At 57.5% G+C, this 16,954-nt stretch carries 15 protein-coding genes and 1 pseudogene; 9 read left to right on the top strand and 7 right to left on the bottom strand.

Annotated elements, in window-relative coordinates:
* Positions 1 to 69 precede the first annotated feature (69 nt).
* Genes nuoG through nuoN form a run of 8 tightly spaced genes read left to right on the top strand, consistent with a single transcriptional unit; the run spans position 70 to position 10,066 of the window.
* The gene (nuoG, locus tag KDX30_RS11125) at positions 70 to 2,784 is read left to right on the top strand and encodes an NADH-quinone oxidoreductase subunit NuoG (RefSeq protein WP_231675752.1); all 2,715 of its coding nucleotides are present in this window, start codon (positions 70 to 72) and stop codon (positions 2,782 to 2,784) included.
* Entirely contained in the window at positions 2,781 to 3,788 is a 1,008-nt protein-coding gene (gene nuoH, locus KDX30_RS11120; RefSeq protein WP_095097525.1) for an NADH-quinone oxidoreductase subunit NuoH, read from the top strand. The genes nuoG and nuoH overlap by 4 nt, the downstream gene beginning before the upstream one ends.
* 11 nt (positions 3,789 to 3,799) lie before the next feature.
* Positions 3,800 to 4,348 carry an NADH-quinone oxidoreductase subunit NuoI gene (nuoI, locus tag KDX30_RS11115; RefSeq protein WP_017123831.1) on the top strand — a complete coding sequence of 183 codons (549 nt, stop codon included), beginning with the start codon at positions 3,800 to 3,802 and terminating at the stop codon, positions 4,346 to 4,348.
* 10 nt (positions 4,349 to 4,358) lie between these two features.
* On the top strand, positions 4,359 to 4,868 hold the full coding sequence (gene nuoJ, locus KDX30_RS11110; protein ID WP_231675751.1) for an NADH-quinone oxidoreductase subunit J: 510 nt from the start codon (positions 4,359 to 4,361) through the stop codon (positions 4,866 to 4,868).
* Complete coding sequence (gene nuoK, locus KDX30_RS11105) at positions 4,865 to 5,173, top strand: NADH-quinone oxidoreductase subunit NuoK (RefSeq protein ID WP_027899390.1); 309 nt, start codon at positions 4,865 to 4,867, stop codon at positions 5,171 to 5,173. The genes nuoJ and nuoK overlap by 4 nt, the downstream gene beginning before the upstream one ends.
* Entirely contained in the window at positions 5,170 to 7,023 is a 1,854-nt protein-coding gene (nuoL, locus tag KDX30_RS11100) for an NADH-quinone oxidoreductase subunit L (RefSeq protein ID WP_099271222.1), read from the top strand. Before nuoK ends, nuoL begins: the two co-directional genes overlap by 4 nt.
* A gap of 39 nt (positions 7,024 to 7,062) precedes the next feature.
* Positions 7,063 to 8,595 (top strand): NADH-quinone oxidoreductase subunit M, encoded by a 1,533-nt coding sequence (gene nuoM, locus KDX30_RS11095; protein ID WP_099271223.1) that lies wholly within the window; start codon positions 7,063 to 7,065, stop codon positions 8,593 to 8,595.
* 7 nt (positions 8,596 to 8,602) lie between these two features.
* Complete coding sequence (gene nuoN / locus KDX30_RS11090; RefSeq protein ID WP_231675750.1) at positions 8,603 to 10,066, top strand: NADH-quinone oxidoreductase subunit NuoN; 1,464 nt, start codon at positions 8,603 to 8,605, stop codon at positions 10,064 to 10,066.
* Between the two features lie 75 nt (positions 10,067 to 10,141).
* Here nuoN and KDX30_RS11085 read toward each other — a convergent pair whose 3' ends face one another.
* The 7 genes and pseudogenes from KDX30_RS11085 to KDX30_RS11060 form a co-directional block, all read right to left on the bottom strand.
* The gene (locus KDX30_RS11085) at positions 10,142 to 11,206 is read right to left on the bottom strand and encodes an AI-2E family transporter (RefSeq protein ID WP_027899386.1); all 1,065 of its coding nucleotides are present in this window, start codon (positions 11,204 to 11,206) and stop codon (positions 10,142 to 10,144) included.
* A 325-nt stretch (positions 11,207 to 11,531) separates the two neighbouring features.
* Positions 11,532 to 12,287, bottom strand: a complete 756-nt coding sequence (locus tag KDX30_RS29735; RefSeq protein ID WP_406643835.1) for a methyl-accepting chemotaxis protein — start codon at positions 12,285 to 12,287, stop codon at positions 11,532 to 11,534.
* Between the two features lie 102 nt (positions 12,288 to 12,389).
* Positions 12,390 to 13,121 (bottom strand): annotated as a pseudogene (locus KDX30_RS29730) (cache domain-containing protein); the annotation flags it as partial.
* A gap of 265 nt (positions 13,122 to 13,386) precedes the next feature.
* The gene (locus KDX30_RS11075; RefSeq protein WP_099271227.1) at positions 13,387 to 14,712 is read right to left on the bottom strand and encodes a sensor histidine kinase; all 1,326 of its coding nucleotides are present in this window, start codon (positions 14,710 to 14,712) and stop codon (positions 13,387 to 13,389) included.
* Positions 14,709 to 15,380 (bottom strand): response regulator transcription factor, encoded by a 672-nt coding sequence (locus KDX30_RS11070; RefSeq protein ID WP_122394837.1) that lies wholly within the window; start codon positions 15,378 to 15,380, stop codon positions 14,709 to 14,711. The genes KDX30_RS11075 and KDX30_RS11070 overlap by 4 nt, the downstream gene beginning before the upstream one ends.
* Positions 15,380 to 15,685, bottom strand: a complete 306-nt coding sequence (locus KDX30_RS11065) for a PepSY domain-containing protein (protein WP_099271228.1) — start codon at positions 15,683 to 15,685, stop codon at positions 15,380 to 15,382. The genes KDX30_RS11070 and KDX30_RS11065 overlap by 1 nt, the downstream gene beginning before the upstream one ends.
* The gene (locus tag KDX30_RS11060) at positions 15,685 to 15,993 is read right to left on the bottom strand and encodes a PepSY domain-containing protein (protein ID WP_027899382.1); all 309 of its coding nucleotides are present in this window, start codon (positions 15,991 to 15,993) and stop codon (positions 15,685 to 15,687) included. The genes KDX30_RS11065 and KDX30_RS11060 overlap by 1 nt, the downstream gene beginning before the upstream one ends.
* A 197-nt stretch (positions 15,994 to 16,190) precedes the next feature.
* Here KDX30_RS11060 and queD point away from each other — a divergent pair, with 197 nt between their 5' ends.
* Positions 16,191 to 16,547, top strand: coding sequence for a 6-carboxytetrahydropterin synthase QueD (queD, locus tag KDX30_RS11055; protein WP_080238016.1), 357 nt, complete (start codon positions 16,191 to 16,193; stop codon positions 16,545 to 16,547).
* Positions 16,548 to 16,954 lie beyond the last annotated feature (407 nt).

The raw sequence follows: 16,954 nt of genomic DNA, 5'->3' as shown, positions 1-16,954 counted from the left end.
GAGTCGTGCGAATAACAAGATTCCATTAGCCACGCCCGCTGACACCGGGCCAACGAAGACCTTTGAACCATGGCCACTATCCACGTAGACGGCAAAGCGCTCGAAGTCGATGGGGCAGACAACCTGTTACAGGCATGTCTGTCGCTAGGCCTCGACATCCCGTATTTCTGCTGGCATCCCGCCCTTGGCAGCGTTGGCGCCTGTCGCCAATGTGCGGTCAAGCAGTACACGGACGAGAACGACACCCGTGGTCGTATCGTCATGTCCTGCATGACTCCAGCCACCGATAACACCTGGATTTCCATCGAAGATGACGAATCCAAGGCCTTCCGGGCCAGTGTCGTCGAATGGCTGATGACCAACCACCCCCACGACTGCCCGGTCTGTGAGGAAGGCGGTCACTGCCACCTGCAAGACATGACCGTGATGACTGGCCACAACGAGCGCCGTTATCGCTTCACTAAACGCACCCACCAGAACCAGGAACTCGGCCCGTTCATCGCTCACGAGATGAACCGCTGCATCGCCTGCTACCGTTGCGTGCGTTTCTACAAAGATTACGCAGGCGGCACTGACCTCGGTGTATTCGGCGCTCACGACAACGTGTATTTCGGTCGCGTTGAAGACGGCGTTCTGGAAAGCGAGTTCTCCGGCAACCTCACCGAGGTCTGCCCGACCGGTGTGTTCACCGACAAGACTCACTCCGAGCGCTACAACCGTAAGTGGGACATGCAGTTCTCGCCAAGCATCTGCCATGGCTGCTCCAGCGGTTGCAACATCAGCCCGGGCGAGCGCTACGGTGAAATCCGTCGCATCGAGAACCGCTACAACGGTTCGGTGAACCAGTATTTCCTGTGCGACCGTGGCCGTTTCGGTTATGGCTACACCAACCGCGAAGACCGTCCACGTCAGCCGCATCTGGCCGATGGCAGCAAACTGAGCCTGGATCAGGCACTGGATAACGCTGCTGATCTGCTGCGCGGTCGCAACATCGTCGGTATCGGTTCGCCGCGTGCCAGCCTGGAAAGCAACTACGCCCTGCGCGAGCTGGTAGGTGCCGAGCACTTCTATTCAGGTATCGAAGCCTCAGAGCTTGAGCGTATTCGTCTGGTCGCTCAGGTGTTGAAAGACAGCCCGCTGCCGATCCCTACCCTGCGTGACATCGAAGACCACGACGCTATTTTCGTCCTTGGTGAAGACCTGACCCAGACCGCTGCTCGTCTGGCTCTGGGTCTGCGCCAAGCGGTGAAAGGCAAAGCCGAGGACATGGCCGCGGCGATGAAAGTCCAGCCATGGCTCGACGCGGCAGTGAAGAACATCGGTCAGCATGAGCTGAACCCACTGTTCATCGCCAGCCTGGCCGAAACCAAACTGGATGATGTTGCCGAAGAATGCGTCCACGCAGCACCGGACGATCTGGCGCGTATCGGTTTCGCCGTCGCTCACGCGCTGGATGCCAGTGCGCCAGCCGTTGAAGGCCTTGAGCCTGAAGCTCTGGAATTGGCACAGCGCATTGCCGACGCCCTGCTGGCCGCCAAGCGCCCATTGATCATCGCCGGTACTTCGCTGGGTTCCAAAGCGCTGATCGAAGCCGCGGCCAACATTGCCAAAGCGCTGAAGCTGCGCGACAAGGCAGGCTCAATCAGCCTGATCGTGCCGGAAGCCAATAGCCTCGGCCTGGCCCTGCTGGGTGGCGACTCTGTCGATGCCGCGCTGCAAGCAGTAATCGACGGCAAGGCCGATGCCATTGTCGTGCTGGAAAACGATCTGTACACCCGCACCGATGCTGCCAAGGTCGATGCAGCCCTGAGCGCGGCGAAAGTCGTGATCGTGGCTGATCATCAGAAAACCCCGACCGGTGATCGTGCTCATCTGGTGCTGCCTGCTGCCAGCTTTGCTGAAGGCGACGGTACGTTGGTCAGTCAGGAAGGCCGTGCTCAGCGCTTCTTCCAGGTGTTCGACCCGACTTATCTGGACGCCAGCATTCTGGTTCACGAAGGCTGGCGCTGGCTGCACGCCCTGCGCGCCACCCTGCTGAACAAACCGGTGGACTGGACGTTGCTGGACCACGTGACGGCTGCCTGCGCTGCAAGCAATCCGCAACTGGCCGCCATCGTCAACGCTGCGCCATCGGCTGCGTTCCGTATCAAAGGCCTGAAACTGGCTCGCGAACCGCTGCGTTATAGCGGCCGTACGGCTATGCGCGCCAACATCAGCGTGCACGAACCGCGTACTTCGCAAGACAACGACACCGCGTTCTCCTTCTCCATGGAAGGTTACTCGGGTTCGGTTGAACCACGTCAGCAAGTACCATTTGCCTGGTCACCGGGCTGGAACTCGCCACAAGCCTGGAACAAGTTCCAGGACGAAGTCGGCGGTCACTTGCGTGCCGGTGATCCGGGTACCCGCCTGATCGAAACCCAGGGCGATAACCTGGGCTGGTTCACCAGCGCACCTCGCGCCTTCTCCCCGGCTCAAGGTACCTGGCAAGTGGTGCCGTTCTATCACCTGTTCGGCAGCGAAGAAAACTCGTCGAAAGCCGCTCCGGTTCAAGAACGTATTCCTGCTCCGTATGTGGCTCTGGCCAAGTCGGAAGCTGATCGCCTGGGCGTCAACGAAGGTGCGCTGCTTTCCTTGAACGTTGCCGGTCAGACCCTGCGTCTGCCGCTGCGAATCAACGAAGAGCTGGGCGCGGGTCTCGTGGCATTGCCTGCCGGTCTGGCCGGTATTCCGCCGGCGATTTTCGGCAAGTCCGTTGACGGTCTGCAGGAGGCAGCGCAATGAGTTGGTTCACCCCTGATGTGATCGACGCGATCATTGCGGTCGTCAAGGCCATCGTTGTGCTGCTGGCCGTTGTGGTCTGCGGCGCACTGCTGAGCTTTGTGGAACGTCGTCTGCTGGGCTGGTGGCAGGACCGTTACGGTCCGAACCGCGTCGGCCCGTTCGGCATGTTCCAGATTGCTGCCGACATGCTGAAAATGTTCTTCAAGGAAGACTGGACCCCGCCGTTTGCCGACAAGGTGATCTTCACCCTGGCCCCGGTAGTTGCCATGAGCGCCTTGCTGATCGCGTTCTCGATTATCCCGATCACCCCAAGCTGGGGCGTGGCGGACCTGAACATCGGTCTGCTGTTCTTCTTCGCCATGGCCGGGCTGTCGGTTTACGCCGTTCTGTTTGCCGGTTGGTCGAGTAACAACAAGTTCGCCTTGCTCGGCGCACTGCGTGCCTCGGCACAAACCGTGTCCTATGAAGTGTTCATGGGCCTGGCTCTGATGGGCATCGTGGTGCAGGTTGGCTCGTTCAACATGCGCGACATCGTGGAGTATCAGGCGCAAAACCTGTGGTTCATCATTCCGCAGTTCTTTGGCTTCTGTACGTTCTTCATTGCCGGCGTCGCCGTGACTCACCGTCACCCGTTCGACCAGCCGGAAGCAGAACAGGAACTGGCTGACGGTTACCACATTGAATATGCAGGCATGAAGTGGGGCATGTTCTTCGTTGGCGAATACATCGGCATCATTCTGATCTCGGCGCTGCTGGTGACATTGTTCTTCGGTGGCTGGCACGGTCCGTTCGATATCCTGCCTTCGCTGTCGTTCTTCTGGTTCGCCATCAAGACTGCATTTTTCATCATGCTGTTCATCCTGCTGCGTGCATCCATTCCGCGCCCACGCTATGACCAGGTCATGGATTTCAGCTGGAAATTCTGTCTGCCGCTGACCCTGATCAATTTGCTGGTGACTGCTGCGGTTGTGCTGTTGAACACACCAGCCGGCTCGGTTCAGTGAGGATTTGACCCATGTTCAAATATATTGGCGACATCGTTAAGGGTACTGGTACCCAGTTGCGAAGCCTGGTGATGGTATTCGGTCACGGCTTCCGCAAACGCGACACCCTGCAATACCCGGAAGAAGCGGTGTACCTGCCGCCGCGCTATCGCGGTCGTATCGTACTGACCCGCGACCCTGATGGTGAAGAACGCTGCGTAGCCTGCAACCTGTGCGCCGTGGCCTGCCCGGTTGGTTGCATCTCGCTGCAGAAAGCCGAAACCGATGACGGCCGTTGGTACCCAGAGTTCTTCCGCATCAACTTCTCGCGTTGCATTTTCTGCGGCCTGTGCGAAGAAGCCTGCCCGACCACGGCGATCCAGCTGACACCGGATTTCGAAATGGCCGAGTTCAAGCGTCAGGATCTGGTTTACGAGAAAGAAGATCTGCTGATCTCCGGCCCCGGCAAGAACCCTGACTACAACTTCTATCGCGTCGCCGGTATGGCCGTCGCTGGCAAGCCCAAGGGCTCTGCACAGAACGAAGCCGAACCGATCAACGTCAAGAGCTTGCTGCCTTAAGGAAGTAAAGATGGAATTCGCTTTCTATTTCGCATCCGGCATCGCTGTAGTGTCCACCCTGCGGGTGATCACCAACACGAACCCGGTGCATGCCCTGCTCTACCTGATCATTTCGCTGATCGCCGTGGCGATGACTTTTTTCAGCCTTGGCGCTCCGTTCGCCGGGGTTCTGGAAGTCATCGCTTATGCGGGCGCGATCATGGTCCTGTTCGTTTTTGTGGTGATGATGCTCAACCTGGGCCCTGCCTCGGTTCAGCAGGAACGCACCTGGCTCACACCCGGTATCTGGGTCGGTCCGGTGATTCTGGGCGCGCTGCTGCTGGCTGAGTTGCTGTACGTGCTGTTCGCCAACCAGACAGGCGCCGCTATCGGTCACACCACCGTCGACGCCAAGGCAGTCGGCATCAGCCTGTTCGGGCCCTACCTGCTGATCGTCGAACTGGCCTCGATGCTTCTGCTGGCTGCTGCAGTAACGGCATTCCATTTGGGCCGCAACGAAGCGAAGGAGCCAAGCCAATGAATGCTATCCCTCTGGAGCACGGTCTGGCGGTTGCCGGGGTCCTGTTCGTTCTCGGCCTGGTCGGTCTGATAGTGCGCCGTAACATTCTTTTTGTGTTGATGAGCCTGGAGATCATGATGAACGCATCGGCTCTGGCGTTCGTCGTTGCCGGTAGCCGCTGGGCTCAGCCGGATGGACAGGTCATGTTCATCCTGGTGATCACCCTCGCGGCGGCCGAGGCCAGCATTGGCCTGGCGATCCTGATGCAGCTGTATCGCCGCTTCCACACTCTCGATATCGACGCTGCCAGCGAGATGCGCGGATGAACCTACTCTTTCTGACTTTCGTATTTCCCCTGATCGGTTTTCTGCTGCTGTCGTTCTCTCGTGGGCGTATCTCGGAAAACCTCGCGGCACTGATTGGCGTCGGCTCTATAGGCCTGTCAGCCATTGTCACCGCCTGGGTCATCTGGCAATTCAACGTTGCGCCGCCTGAAGGCGGTCACTACACCCAGGTGTTGTGGCGCTGGATGGCCGTGGACGGTTTCGAGCCCAACTTCGCCCTGTATCTGGACGGCCTGTCCGTGACGATGCTGGGTGTCGTGGTTGGCGTCGGCTTCCTGATCCATCTGTTCGCTTCCTGGTACATGCGTGGCGAAGCCGGTTACTCGCGTTTCTTCGCGTACACCAACCTGTTTATCGCCAGCATGCTGTTCCTGGTGCTCGGCGATAACCTGTTGTTCCTGTACTTCGGTTGGGAAGGTGTAGGCCTGTGCAGTTACTTGTTGATCGGTTTCTACTACAGCAACCGCAACAACGGTAACGCGGCACTCAAAGCCTTCATCGTGACCCGTATCGGCGACGTGTTCATGGCCATCGGCCTGTTCATCCTGTTCCAACAACTGGGTACGCTGAATATCCAGGAATTGCTGGTGCGTGCGCCTGAGCACTTCAAGGTAGGCGACTTCTGGATCGTGCTGGCCACTCTGCTGCTGCTCGGTGGTGCTGTCGGTAAATCCGCGCAACTGCCGCTGCAAACCTGGCTGGCAGACGCAATGGCTGGCCCGACGCCGGTTTCGGCACTGATCCATGCCGCAACCATGGTGACCGCAGGTGTTTACCTGATCGCCCGGACTCACGGTCTGTTTGCTCTGGCTCCGGACATTCTGCATCTGGTAGGTATCGTCGGCGGCGTGACACTGGTTCTGGCAGGTTTCGCAGCACTGGTACAGACCGACATCAAACGTATCCTCGCCTACTCGACCATGAGCCAGATCGGCTACATGTTCCTGGCGCTGGGCGTCGGTGCCTGGGAAGGCGCGATCTTCCACCTGATGACTCACGCCTTCTTCAAGGCGCTGCTGTTCCTCGCCTCCGGTGCGGTGATCGTTGCCTGCCACCACGAGCAGAACATCTTCAAGATGGGCGGCCTGTGGAAGAAACTGCCTCTGGCCTACGCCAGCTTCATCGTCGGCGGCTCGGCCCTTGCGGCCTTGCCATTGCTGACGGCGGGTTTCTACTCCAAAGACGAAATTCTCTGGGAGGCTTTCGCCAGCGGCAACAACGGTCTGCTGTATGCAGGTCTGGTCGGCGCATTCATGACTTCCCTGTACACCTTCCGCCTGATCTTCATCACCTTCCACGGTGAAGCGAAAACGGAAGCGCACGCAGGTCACGGTATTGCCCACTGGTTGCCATTGAGTGTGCTGATCGTGCTGTCGACTTTCATCGGCGCGCTGATCACCCCACCGTTGGCGGGTGTGCTGCCGCAAAGCGTCGGCCATGCCGGTGGCGATGCCAAGCACAGCCTGGAAATCGCCTCGGGTGCTATCGCTCTCGCCGGTATCCTGCTCGCAGCGTTGCTGTTCCTGGGCAAGCGCCGCTTGGTCACTTCCATCGCCAACAGCGCACCGGGCCGTTTCCTGTCGGCCTGGTGGTTCGCGGCATGGGGCTTCGATTGGGTGTACGACAAGCTGTTCGTCAAGCCGTATCTGGCTATCTGCCAGTTGCTGCGTAGCGACCCACTGGACCACACCATTGGTTTGATCCCACGTCTGGTCAAGGCAGGTCATGGCAGCATGACCCGTACCGAAACCGGTCAACTGCGCTGGTATGCCGCTTCGATCGCTGTAGGTGCCGTACTGGTACTCGGCGCCGTCGTCGTGGTTGCGGTCTGACATGAACCTTGCGAATTTGCGAAAGGAATTGAGCCCGTCATGATTCTGCCTTGGCTAATCCTGATCCCCTTTATCGGTGGCCTGCTGTGCTGGCAAGGTGAGCGCTTCGGCCCTACCCTGCCGCGCTGGATCGCGCTGCTGACCATGTCCCTCGAACTGGCCCTGGGCCTCTGGTTGTGGAGTACTGGCAACTACAGTTACGCACCAGCGCCCGGCGTCGACCCAACCTGGGCTATCGAATTCAAGCACTTGTGGATCGCTCGCTTCGGCATCAGCGTCCACTTGGCCCTTGATGGTCTTTCGTTGCTGATGATCCTGCTGACCGGCCTGCTCGGTGTGCTGTCGGTGTTGTGTTCGTGGAAAGAGATCCAGCGTAACGTTGGTTTCTTCCACCTCAACCTGATGTGGATCCTCGGTGGCGTGATTGGCGTGTTCCTGGCCATCGACCTGTTCATGTTCTTCTTCTTCTGGGAAATGATGCTGGTGCCGATGTATTTCCTCATCGCGCTCTGGGGTCACAGCTCGGCGGACGGCAAGAAGACACGAATCTACGCCGCGACCAAGTTCTTCATCTTCACTCAGGCCAGCGGCCTGATCATGTTGGTGGCGATCCTCGGTCTGGTCCTGGTCAACTTCAACCAGACCGGAGTAATCACGTTCGATTACGCCACACTGCTGAAGACCCAACTGGCACCGGGCACCGAATACATCCTGATGCTGGGCTTCTTCATTGCCTTCGCGGTGAAGCTGCCAGTGGTGCCCTTCCACTCCTGGCTGCCGGATGCTCACGCCCAGGCACCAACAGCGGGTTCGGTCGACCTGGCCGGTATCCTGTTGAAAACTGCAGCTTATGGCCTGCTGCGTTTTGCACTGCCGCTGTTCCCGAACGCGTCTGCAGAGTTCGCGCCTATCGCGATGATTCTGGGCCTGATCGGCATTTTCTACGGCGCTTTCCTGGCATTCGCACAGACCGACATCAAGCGTTTGATCGCGTTCTCCAGCGTCTCGCACATGGGCTTCGTGCTGATCGGGATCTATTCCGGCAGCCAGCAAGCGCTGCAAGGCGTTGTGATTCAGATGCTTGCTCACGGTCTGTCGGCTGCCGCACTGTTTATCCTCAGCGGTCAGCTGTACGAGCGGCTGCATACGCGTGACATGCGTGAAATGGGTGGTTTGTGGTCGCGCATCGCCTACCTGCCAGCGATCAGCCTGTTCTTCGCGGCGGCCTCTCTGGGTCTGCCGGGTACCGGTAACTTTGTGGGTGAGTTCCTGATCCTGCTGGGCAGCTTTGTCAGTGCGCCATGGATCACCGCAATTGCCACGTCCGGTCTGGTGTTTGGCTCTGTCTACTCGCTGATCATGATCCACCGCGCCTACTTCGGCCCGGCGAAATCCGACGAGCCTCTCAAGGGCATGGACGGGCGGGAAATGATCATGGTGCTCGGTCTGGCCGTATTGCTGGTACTGGTCGGGGTTTACCCGCAGCCATTCCTCGATACGTCTGCAGCGACCATGCACGGCGTGCAGCAATGGCTCGGCACTGCCTTCACTCAACTCGCTTCGGCCCGGTAAGAGCGCTATGGACCTGACGACTCAACACTTTATTGCGCTTGCCCCACTGCTGATTACCAGCCTTACCATTGTTGTGGTGATGCTGGCGATCGCATGGCGCCGCAATCACTCGCAAACCTTCCTGCTCAGCGTGGGGGGGCTTAACCTTGCCCTGCTCTCGATCTACCCGGCATTGAAAGTCGCTCCGCTGGTAGTGACGCCCCTGCTGCAGATCGACAGCTTCGCCTGCCTGTACATGGCGCTGATCCTCGCCTCGACTCTGGCCTGTGTGACCATGGCTCACGCCTATCTCGGCGATGGCAAAGCTGGCTATCCTGGAAATCGTGAAGAGCTTTACCTGCTGATCCTGCTCGCCGCTGCTGGCGGTCTGGTACTGGTCAGCGCGCAACACCTGGCAGGCCTGTTTATCGGTCTGGAGCTGTTGTCGGTGCCGGTCTACGGTCTGGTCGCTTATGCATTCTTCAACAAGCGCTCGCTGGAAGCCGGTATCAAATACATGGTTCTCTCGGCAGCCGGTTCGGCGTTCCTGCTGTTCGGCATGGCGCTGCTGTATGCCGAAGCTGGCACGCTGGGCTTTGAAGGCATTGGTAAGGCGCTGGCTGCAAGCGGTCTGCCAAGCCCGATCGCCAGCCTGGGTCTGGGCATGATGCTGGTAGGTCTGGCGTTCAAGCTGTCGCTGGTGCCTTTCCACCTGTGGACTCCGGACGTCTACGAGGGCGCGCCTGCCCCGGTAGCGGCTTTCCTGGCCACTGCCAGCAAGGTTGCTGTGTTCGCAGTGCTGGTGCGTCTGTTCCAGATCTCCCCCGCGGCCAACAGCGGTGTACTGCATGACGTACTGGCGGTCATCGCCGTGGCGTCGATCATCGTCGGCAACCTGCTGGCACTGATGCAGAACAACTTGAAGCGTTTGCTGGGTTACTCGTCCATCGCCCACTTCGGCTATCTGATGATTGCCCTGGTGGCGAGCAAAGGCATGGCGGTTGAGGCTATCGGCGTGTATCTGGTCACTTATGTACTGACCAGCCTGGGCAGCTTCGGTGTGATCACCATGATGTCGTCGCCGTACAGCGGCCGTGATACCGATGCGATGTTCGAATACCGCGGTCTGTTCTGGCGTCGTCCATACCTGACAGCGGTAATGACCCTGATGATGCTGTCCCTGGCGGGCATCCCGCTGACGGCTGGCTTCATCGGCAAGTTCTACATCATCGCAACAGGCGTTGAGTCGAAGCTGTGGTGGTTGCTCGGTGCGCTGATCATCGGTAGCGCTATCGGCATCTTCTACTACCTGCGCGTGATGGTCACGCTGTATCTGGTGGACTCCAAGCTGCCACGCCACGATGCGGCCTTCAACTGGGCGCAACGTACCGGTGGCGTGATGCTGCTGGCGATCGCCATTCTGACCTTCGTACTGGGTGTCTATCCGCAGCCGCTGCTGGAACTGGTCAAGCATGCGGGTCTGATGGGCTGATCTCTCAAGGATCAGGCATAACGGGACGCATAAAAAAACCTGCTCGATTGAGCAGGTTTTTTTTCGCCTGGAAGTTTACCCAGGCAAACGTACCGTCTTCTTGGCGCTGACAAACAAGCCCCAGGTGGACATGAATAACGCTGCGACCATCGGCCCGATCACGAAACCGTTGAGGCCGAACACAGACATCCCGCCCAGGGTAGAGATCAGAATCAGGTAATCGGGCATCTTGGTATCTTTGCCGACCAGAATAGGTCGCAGCACGTTGTCGACCAGTCCGATCACGAACACGCCGAACAGCGCGAGTACTACGCCCTGCCAGATCATGCCGCTTAACAGGAAATAAACTGCCACTGGCGCCCAGACGATCCCTGCGCCCACGGCTGGCAGCAGCGACAGAAACGCCATGATGACCGCCCAGAGCAGAGCGCTGGGAATGTCGAGACACCAGAAGATAAAGCCTCCGAGTGCACCCTGGGTAATCGCGACCACAATGTTGCCCTTGACCGTGGCGCGTACGACGCGAGTGAACTTCAGTTGCAGGCGACGTTTCTGGGGTTCAGCCAGAGGCACTGCGATACGCATCTTGCGCACCAGTTCCTGGCCGTCGCGCAGGAAGAAAAACAGCAGGTACAACATGATGAAAAAGCCCACGACGAAGTCGAAGGTGCCCTGACCAAAGCTGAATGCCTGCGTTGCCAGGTACTGACTGCCCTGCATCGCGCCTTTGGCGATCTTGTCGCGCAGACCATCGAGATCGCCCATGCCCAGTCGATCCAGCCAGCCCTGAACGTAATGCGGCAACAAGCCTTTGAACTCGGCCAGATAGCTGGCGATATCGAGCTGTCCGCTTTCGACGTTCTTGTAAAGCGTGGCACCTTCCTGAACCAGCAAGGCACTGATCACGATAACCGGCAAAATCGCGATGACCAGACAGATTACCAGGGTACAGAGCGACGTCAGATTACGTGTCCAGCCAAAGCGCAGCAGCAAGCGACGCTGGACCGGGGCGAAGATGATGCCGAGGATCACCGCCCAGAAAACCGCGCCGTAGAACGGCAACAGAATCCATATGAACGCGATGGTCACCAGCACCAACAGCATGATCAGGGTTTTGTATTGCAGCGTGGTTTCGTTCATGTCCTTTCCATGTCAGTAGGCAAGCAACTCGCTTGACCTGATCCTTAGTCAGCCAATCGACGGACGAGTGCGATCATTCTGCGGTCGGGCAGATGAAGGCTCTGGAAAGGGTATTACAGCAGAGAATGCTTCTGGCCGCAGGGTTTGCAGGAGATCGCACAGTGTCGCTAACATCGCGCTGTCATGCGCGAGTGCGGTCTCTGTAGGAGCTCACGAGCAACGCGAGGCAGCGATAGCGGCGTGCCTGACACTCCGCCATCGCTGGCCTCGTAACCTCGGTGAGCTCCTACAGGTCAAACGTGGAAAGGTACGCATCTCACGCGGGTTAAACGCGAAACTGCCCAACCAATGCACCAAGTCGCTGACCAAGGTCATTCAGGCTGCGGGAGGTCTGCGCGCTTTGCCGGGTTTCGTCTGCCACGGTGTCAACGGCAGAAGCAATCTGATGCACGCTGCGGTTGATTTCCTCGGCAACTGCCGTTTGCTCTTCAGCGGCGCTGGCGATTTGCGCGTTCATGGTGTTGATGGTAGTGATCAGCTCGCCAATGGCATCCAGCGAAGACCCCGCCTGATTGGCCTGCACGGAGGTACCATCACCGGCTTCGCTGGAGCGACGCATGGCGTCAACAGCCGTCTGCGTGCCTTTCTGCAAGCGATCGATCATGCCCTGGATTTCCTGAGTGCTCTGCTGGGTACGACTGGCCAGCGCACGCACCTCATCGGCCACCACCGCGAAACCGCGACCCGCCTCCCCCGCACGCGCTGCTTCGATAGCGGCGTTGAGGGCCAGCAGGTTGGTCTGCTCAGCGATAGAGCGAATCACCCCGAGTACGCTCACAATCGAAGACACATCTTTCTGGAGGCTATCCAGAGACGAGCCACTGTTTCGAATATCTTCAACCAGCGCGTGAATCAATTTGATGCTGCCATCGACGACGCGTTTGGCCGACTGCCCCTCTTCGTCGGTCTTCTGTGCAGCAACCGAGGCACCCTGGGCACTCTTCGCCACTTCCTGAGCCGCAGCGGACATCTCGTTGATTGCGGTGGCAACCTGATCAGTCTCTTGGCGCTGACGCTCCATGGCTTGCTCTGAGCGCTGTGCCTGGCTCGACACTTCGCCTACCAGACCGGTCAATTGTCCGGTCATGCCGGATATCTGACTGACAAGACTATGGATCTTGTCGACAAAACGGTTAAAGGAACTGGCCAGGTCACCCAACTCATCCTGACTGGTAACTGCCAAACGGCGAGTCAGGTCCCCCTCGCCTGCGGCGATGTCATCGAGGTTGTTTTTCATCAGGCGCAGTGGGCGCAGCAGGGTGCCTGCGAGCACGACACCGACAATGCTGATAATGACAAGAACAAGTAAGGCAACCCCGACGATGCTCAGCAGCATTTCCTGCAGACGTGCTTCAACGTCCCGCTCGACCAATGCAACCTGAGCGTCGATACCATCAAGATTGACGGATGAACCGATCGCCATGTCCCATTTTGGCAAATATTCGGTGTAGCCCAGCTTGGGCAGCAGCTCGGTTTTGCCAGGCAGCGGTGAGGAGTACAGCAGATAGTGCGTACCCGCTTTGGCTACAGCCACCAGTTCATTGTTGACATAGACGCCGTTGGGGTCGCGTGCTTCTTTGAAGCTCTTCCCTACGCCATCAGGACTGTTTGCCTTGAACAAGCGTATTGATTGCGAATCGTAGCCGAAGAAGTAGCCGTCCTTGCCATAGGAAATGCCGGAAAGCAGTTTTATAGCCTGTGCCCTTGCGGTCTCATCGCCAGCCGACGCGGCGTCGTAGATCGGTTTGATAGCTGTCATACCGATGGCGACATAATTTTGCAGCGTAGCCTTGGCTTCATTCAGCAGCCGTTCGCGGGTTTGGCTGACTTCCTGCTTTGCCTGCTCGCGCAGCATTACAATCGTCGTCACGCTGATGATCAACGCGAATATCAGCACTGGCAGGATCGCCAGTGAAAGTACTTTGGCTTTCAGGCTAATGCGCATAGGACCCCAAGCATCAATTTGTTGTTTTTAAATTTTGATCTTGGGCCTGTATCGGCAATCTGGCTGAAAAGTTGAGAGGCTTCTGAAGTGCTCGTAAGTAAAGCCCGTATTGAACGCAGGAATATTGAGCGATAGTTGCCAGGTTAATGACGTGCCTAATGGCTTACTGAGCAAGTCAATCGATCGCTGAACGATCAGGCAGGTCAATCCGTACTCGAAGCCCACCTGAGTGGCTGGCTTCAAGTTGCAGATGGCCGCCCCACACCTGAACGATATCGCGCACGATACCGAGGCCCAGTCCATGACCGGTGATTTGCTCATCCAGACGCGCACCACGGCTGAAGACTTCCTCGCGCATGGCTTCAGGGATACCGGGACCGTCGTCTTCGATCACAATACTGAAGCTCGCTTCCTCCCTACTAATCGTCAGCAATACTTCGCTGTCCGCCCATTTGCAGGCGTTGTCCAGCAAGTTGCCCAGCAGTTCCAGAATATCCTCACGATCCCAAGGTAGAGACAGACCTGGCTTGACGTGCATCTCAAGGTTTAAGTGCTCGCCATGGATCATGCGCAAGGTGGCGAACAGTCCGCTCAATTCGGCATCACAATCAAAATGCGCACCGGGCAACGCATCGCCGGATAGCCGCGCACGATTCAGCTCACGCGCCAGGCGTTGCTGAATCTGTTCCAGTTGCTCACGCAGAATATTACGCAGGGCGGGATGGGCATCGAATTTGGGGCTGGCAATGGCGCTGAACAGGACTGCCAGTGGCGTTTTCAATGCATGACCCAGGTTGCCGAGCGCGTTGCGCGAGCGTCTCAGGCTGTCTTCGGTATGCTCCAGCAAATGGTTGATTTGCGACACAAGAGGTTCGAGTTCTACGGGTACCTCTTCATCCAGTTGGGAACGCTTGCCTTGCTGGAGCTGAACAAGCTGTTCACGGGCCCGATCCAGTGGACGCAAGGCACGACGCACCGTTACCCGCTGCAGAGCCAGAATCAGCAGGAGAGCGGCAAGTCCCAGCCCGAGGCCAATTTGTTGTACCCGAAGAAAGCTCGCCCTGACCGGTGTGTAGTCCTGGGCAACGGTAATTGACAGGTCCTGACCGAATTTCCGGTAATCGGCCTTGTGCAGTAGCAAGGACTGGCCTGTCTGACCTAACTCGTAGCTCGCATGTAACCCACTCGAACCTGGATCGGGAATTTCCAGATCCCATAACGATCTGGAGCGCCAGTGGCCCTCCGGAAAATCAATTCGAAAATAGTGCCCGGAATAAGGCCGCTGATAGGCAGGCGACAGTCGATGCTCATCCAGTTGCACGCCATTCTGGCCGCGCACCAAGGCAACCAGCAGGCTTTCGCTTTCGTTGCGCAATCCGGCTTCCAGATAACGCTGCAAACCTAACTCAAACAGCCACAAGCTGGTTTGAGCCAACACAACGCACACTAGAACCATCACGCTGATGAGCCCGATGCTCAAGCGACGTTGAATAGACTTCAAGCAGCAGGCTCCCCGCCAAAACGATAGCCCTGACCGCGCCGGGTTTCGACCACGGCTTTACCCAGCTTGCGTCTGAGGTGATTCACATGCACTTCAATGACGTTGGAATCACGCTCGTTTTCACCGTCATAAAGGTGCTCAGCCAAATGGCTTTTTGAAAGGATCTGCTCGGGGTGCAGCATGAAGTAACGCAGCAATCTGAATTCAGCGGAGGTCAGCTGAATGTCTACTCCGCCTTGATTAACGCATTGACGCCCTTCGTCCAGGTGCAAACCAGCGGATTCAAGACGAGGCTGATTGGCCAGTCCTTTGGAGCGGCGCAACAACGCCTGAATACGCAGCTGCAGCTCTTCGGGATGAAAAGGCTTGGTCAGGTAATCGTCAGCACCGGCCTTCAGCCCTTCTATACGTTCAGACCAGGAGCCTCGCGCCGTGAGTACCAGAACCGGCGTTGCCAGACCTGCGGTACGCCATTGTTCGAGCACTTCCAGACCTGGAAGCCCTGGCAAGCCAAGGTCGAGAATAATCAAATCATAGGGCTCGGTTACGCCTTGGTGCACCGCATCACGCCCGTCCGCAAGCCAGTCAACGGCATAGCCCTGTCTGCCCAGACCAGAAAGCAGCTCATCAGCCAGCGGGACATGGTCTTCTACCAGTAACAGGCGCATCAGTCTTCCTCATCCTTCAATAGTCGACTGTCCCGAGCGTCATATTTCAGCTCGCGGACGACCCCTTCCGAGGTCAGAATCTCAAACTCATAAACGTACACGCCATGCTTCTCTTCAAGTTCCGCCTCTAATAACTTGGCGCCCGGATGACGGGCCATGGCCAAATCCATCAACTGCTCAAGCGGAAGAATAGTGCCCTTCTGACGCAAGCTCAGCGCTTCATCCTGATCCAGGTCCCTCGCTTGCACAGAGATGCAGACCAGCACAAGGCAAACAAGAGTGCCACGACGCTTAGGTAACTTCATTATCGGTCCTGATGATTTTTGAGCACCTTCCCGGTCGCGGCATCGATATCTACGTCCCAGTGGATACCTCGAGGGTCGGTAAGCTCAACCTCATAAACATGCTTGCCGTATTTTTCATCAAGCTCGGTGTCATTGATGGTCGCGCCAGGGTGCCTGGCCAACGCTACTGCGTTAAGCTGCTCCGCGCTTTTAATGCTGCCAGCGGCGCGCAATGTAGCAGCTTCGTCAGGGGAAATGTCGCGAGCGCTGACTGCACCGCTGGTAAATACCAGAAGGGCAGAAGCCAAAAGCGCAGTCAGGGTTTTCACTATCAGGCTCCATCGAGAATGTTTATTCCTATGCATTTAGAATAAACGTCCCAACTTAATTCAACCTGAATCTATCTGGCTAGGTGCCATCAGTGCGGATGAACTACCGCGTTTTAGCGCAAAGCCCAAACCAATGCTGATAAACTCTTGGCCTGCATGCGTCGCTGCGACGATCGCCATTTTTAGAGTTGAACATTTTGGAAATTTTTAAAGAGTTTACGTTCGAGTCGGCCCACTTCCTGCCTCACGTGCCCGAAGGTCATAAATGCGGACGGCTGCATGGGCACTCCTTCCGCATCGCTATCCATCTGGAAGGTGAAGTCGATCCGCACATCGGCTGGATCCGCGATTTCTCTGAAATCAAGGCGATCTTCAAGCCGCTTTATGAACGCCTCGACCACCACTATTTGAATGACATACCCGGGCTTGAAAACCCAACCAGCGAGAACCTCGCCAAATGGATCTTTGCTGAGCTCAAGCCGCTGTTGCCGGAGCTGTCTGCTATACGTATTCACGAAACGTGCACCAGTGGTTGTATCTACCGCGGTGAGTAATCGCTGGTACTGAGAAAGCCCTCCTTGTTCGCAAGGGGGGCTTTTTTGTGGCTGGAGGGAATGATGTTGCAGGCGTGCACGATATCAATGGGCAGTTGCACTGGTAGGAGCGAACTTGTTCGCGAGGGGGCGGTATATCCGCAGCTTATGTATCGCCTGACAGACAGCCTTCCCGATGAATTCGGTCCTACCGAGGTTCGCGCATGGACGGTAGGAGCGAACTTGTTCGCGAAGGGGTTTGTACATCCGCAACTTATGTAACGCCTGACATATAGCCTTCCCGAATGAATTCGGTCCTACCGAGCTTGGCGCATGGACGGTAGGAGCGAACTTGTTCGCGAAGGGGTTTGTACATCCGCAACTTATGTAACGCCTGACATATAGCCTTCCCGAATGAATTCGGTCCT

This window comes from Pseudomonas quasicaspiana (assembly GCF_021147825.1).
Lineage (GTDB): Bacteria > Pseudomonadota > Gammaproteobacteria > Pseudomonadales > Pseudomonadaceae > Aquipseudomonas > Aquipseudomonas quasicaspiana.
This window is presented reverse-complemented; position numbering and strand designations above follow the sequence as displayed.

Coding starts and splice junctions, on each gene's coding strand:
- nuoH (WP_095097525.1), top strand. CDS start 2,781: ATGAGTTGGTTCACCCCTGATGTGATCGACGCGATCATTGCGGTCGTC.
- KDX30_RS11085 (WP_027899386.1), bottom strand. CDS start 11,206: ATGAACGAAACCACGCTGCAATACAAAACCCTGATCATGCTGTTGGTG.
- KDX30_RS29735 (WP_406643835.1), bottom strand. CDS start 12,287: ATGGAGCGTCAGCGCCAAGAGACTGATCAGGTTGCCACCGCAATCAAC.
- nuoM (WP_099271223.1), top strand. CDS start 7,063: ATGATTCTGCCTTGGCTAATCCTGATCCCCTTTATCGGTGGCCTGCTG.
- nuoL (WP_099271222.1), top strand. CDS start 5,170: ATGAACCTACTCTTTCTGACTTTCGTATTTCCCCTGATCGGTTTTCTG.
- nuoI (WP_017123831.1), top strand. CDS start 3,800: ATGTTCAAATATATTGGCGACATCGTTAAGGGTACTGGTACCCAGTTG.
- nuoN (WP_231675750.1), top strand. CDS start 8,603: ATGGACCTGACGACTCAACACTTTATTGCGCTTGCCCCACTGCTGATT.
- nuoK (WP_027899390.1), top strand. CDS start 4,865: ATGAATGCTATCCCTCTGGAGCACGGTCTGGCGGTTGCCGGGGTCCTG.
- nuoG (WP_231675752.1), top strand. CDS start 70: ATGGCCACTATCCACGTAGACGGCAAAGCGCTCGAAGTCGATGGGGCA.
- nuoJ (WP_231675751.1), top strand. CDS start 4,359: ATGGAATTCGCTTTCTATTTCGCATCCGGCATCGCTGTAGTGTCCACC.
- KDX30_RS11065 (WP_099271228.1), bottom strand. CDS start 15,685: ATGAAGTTACCTAAGCGTCGTGGCACTCTTGTTTGCCTTGTGCTGGTC.
- KDX30_RS11070 (WP_122394837.1), bottom strand. CDS start 15,380: ATGCGCCTGTTACTGGTAGAAGACCATGTCCCGCTGGCTGATGAGCTG.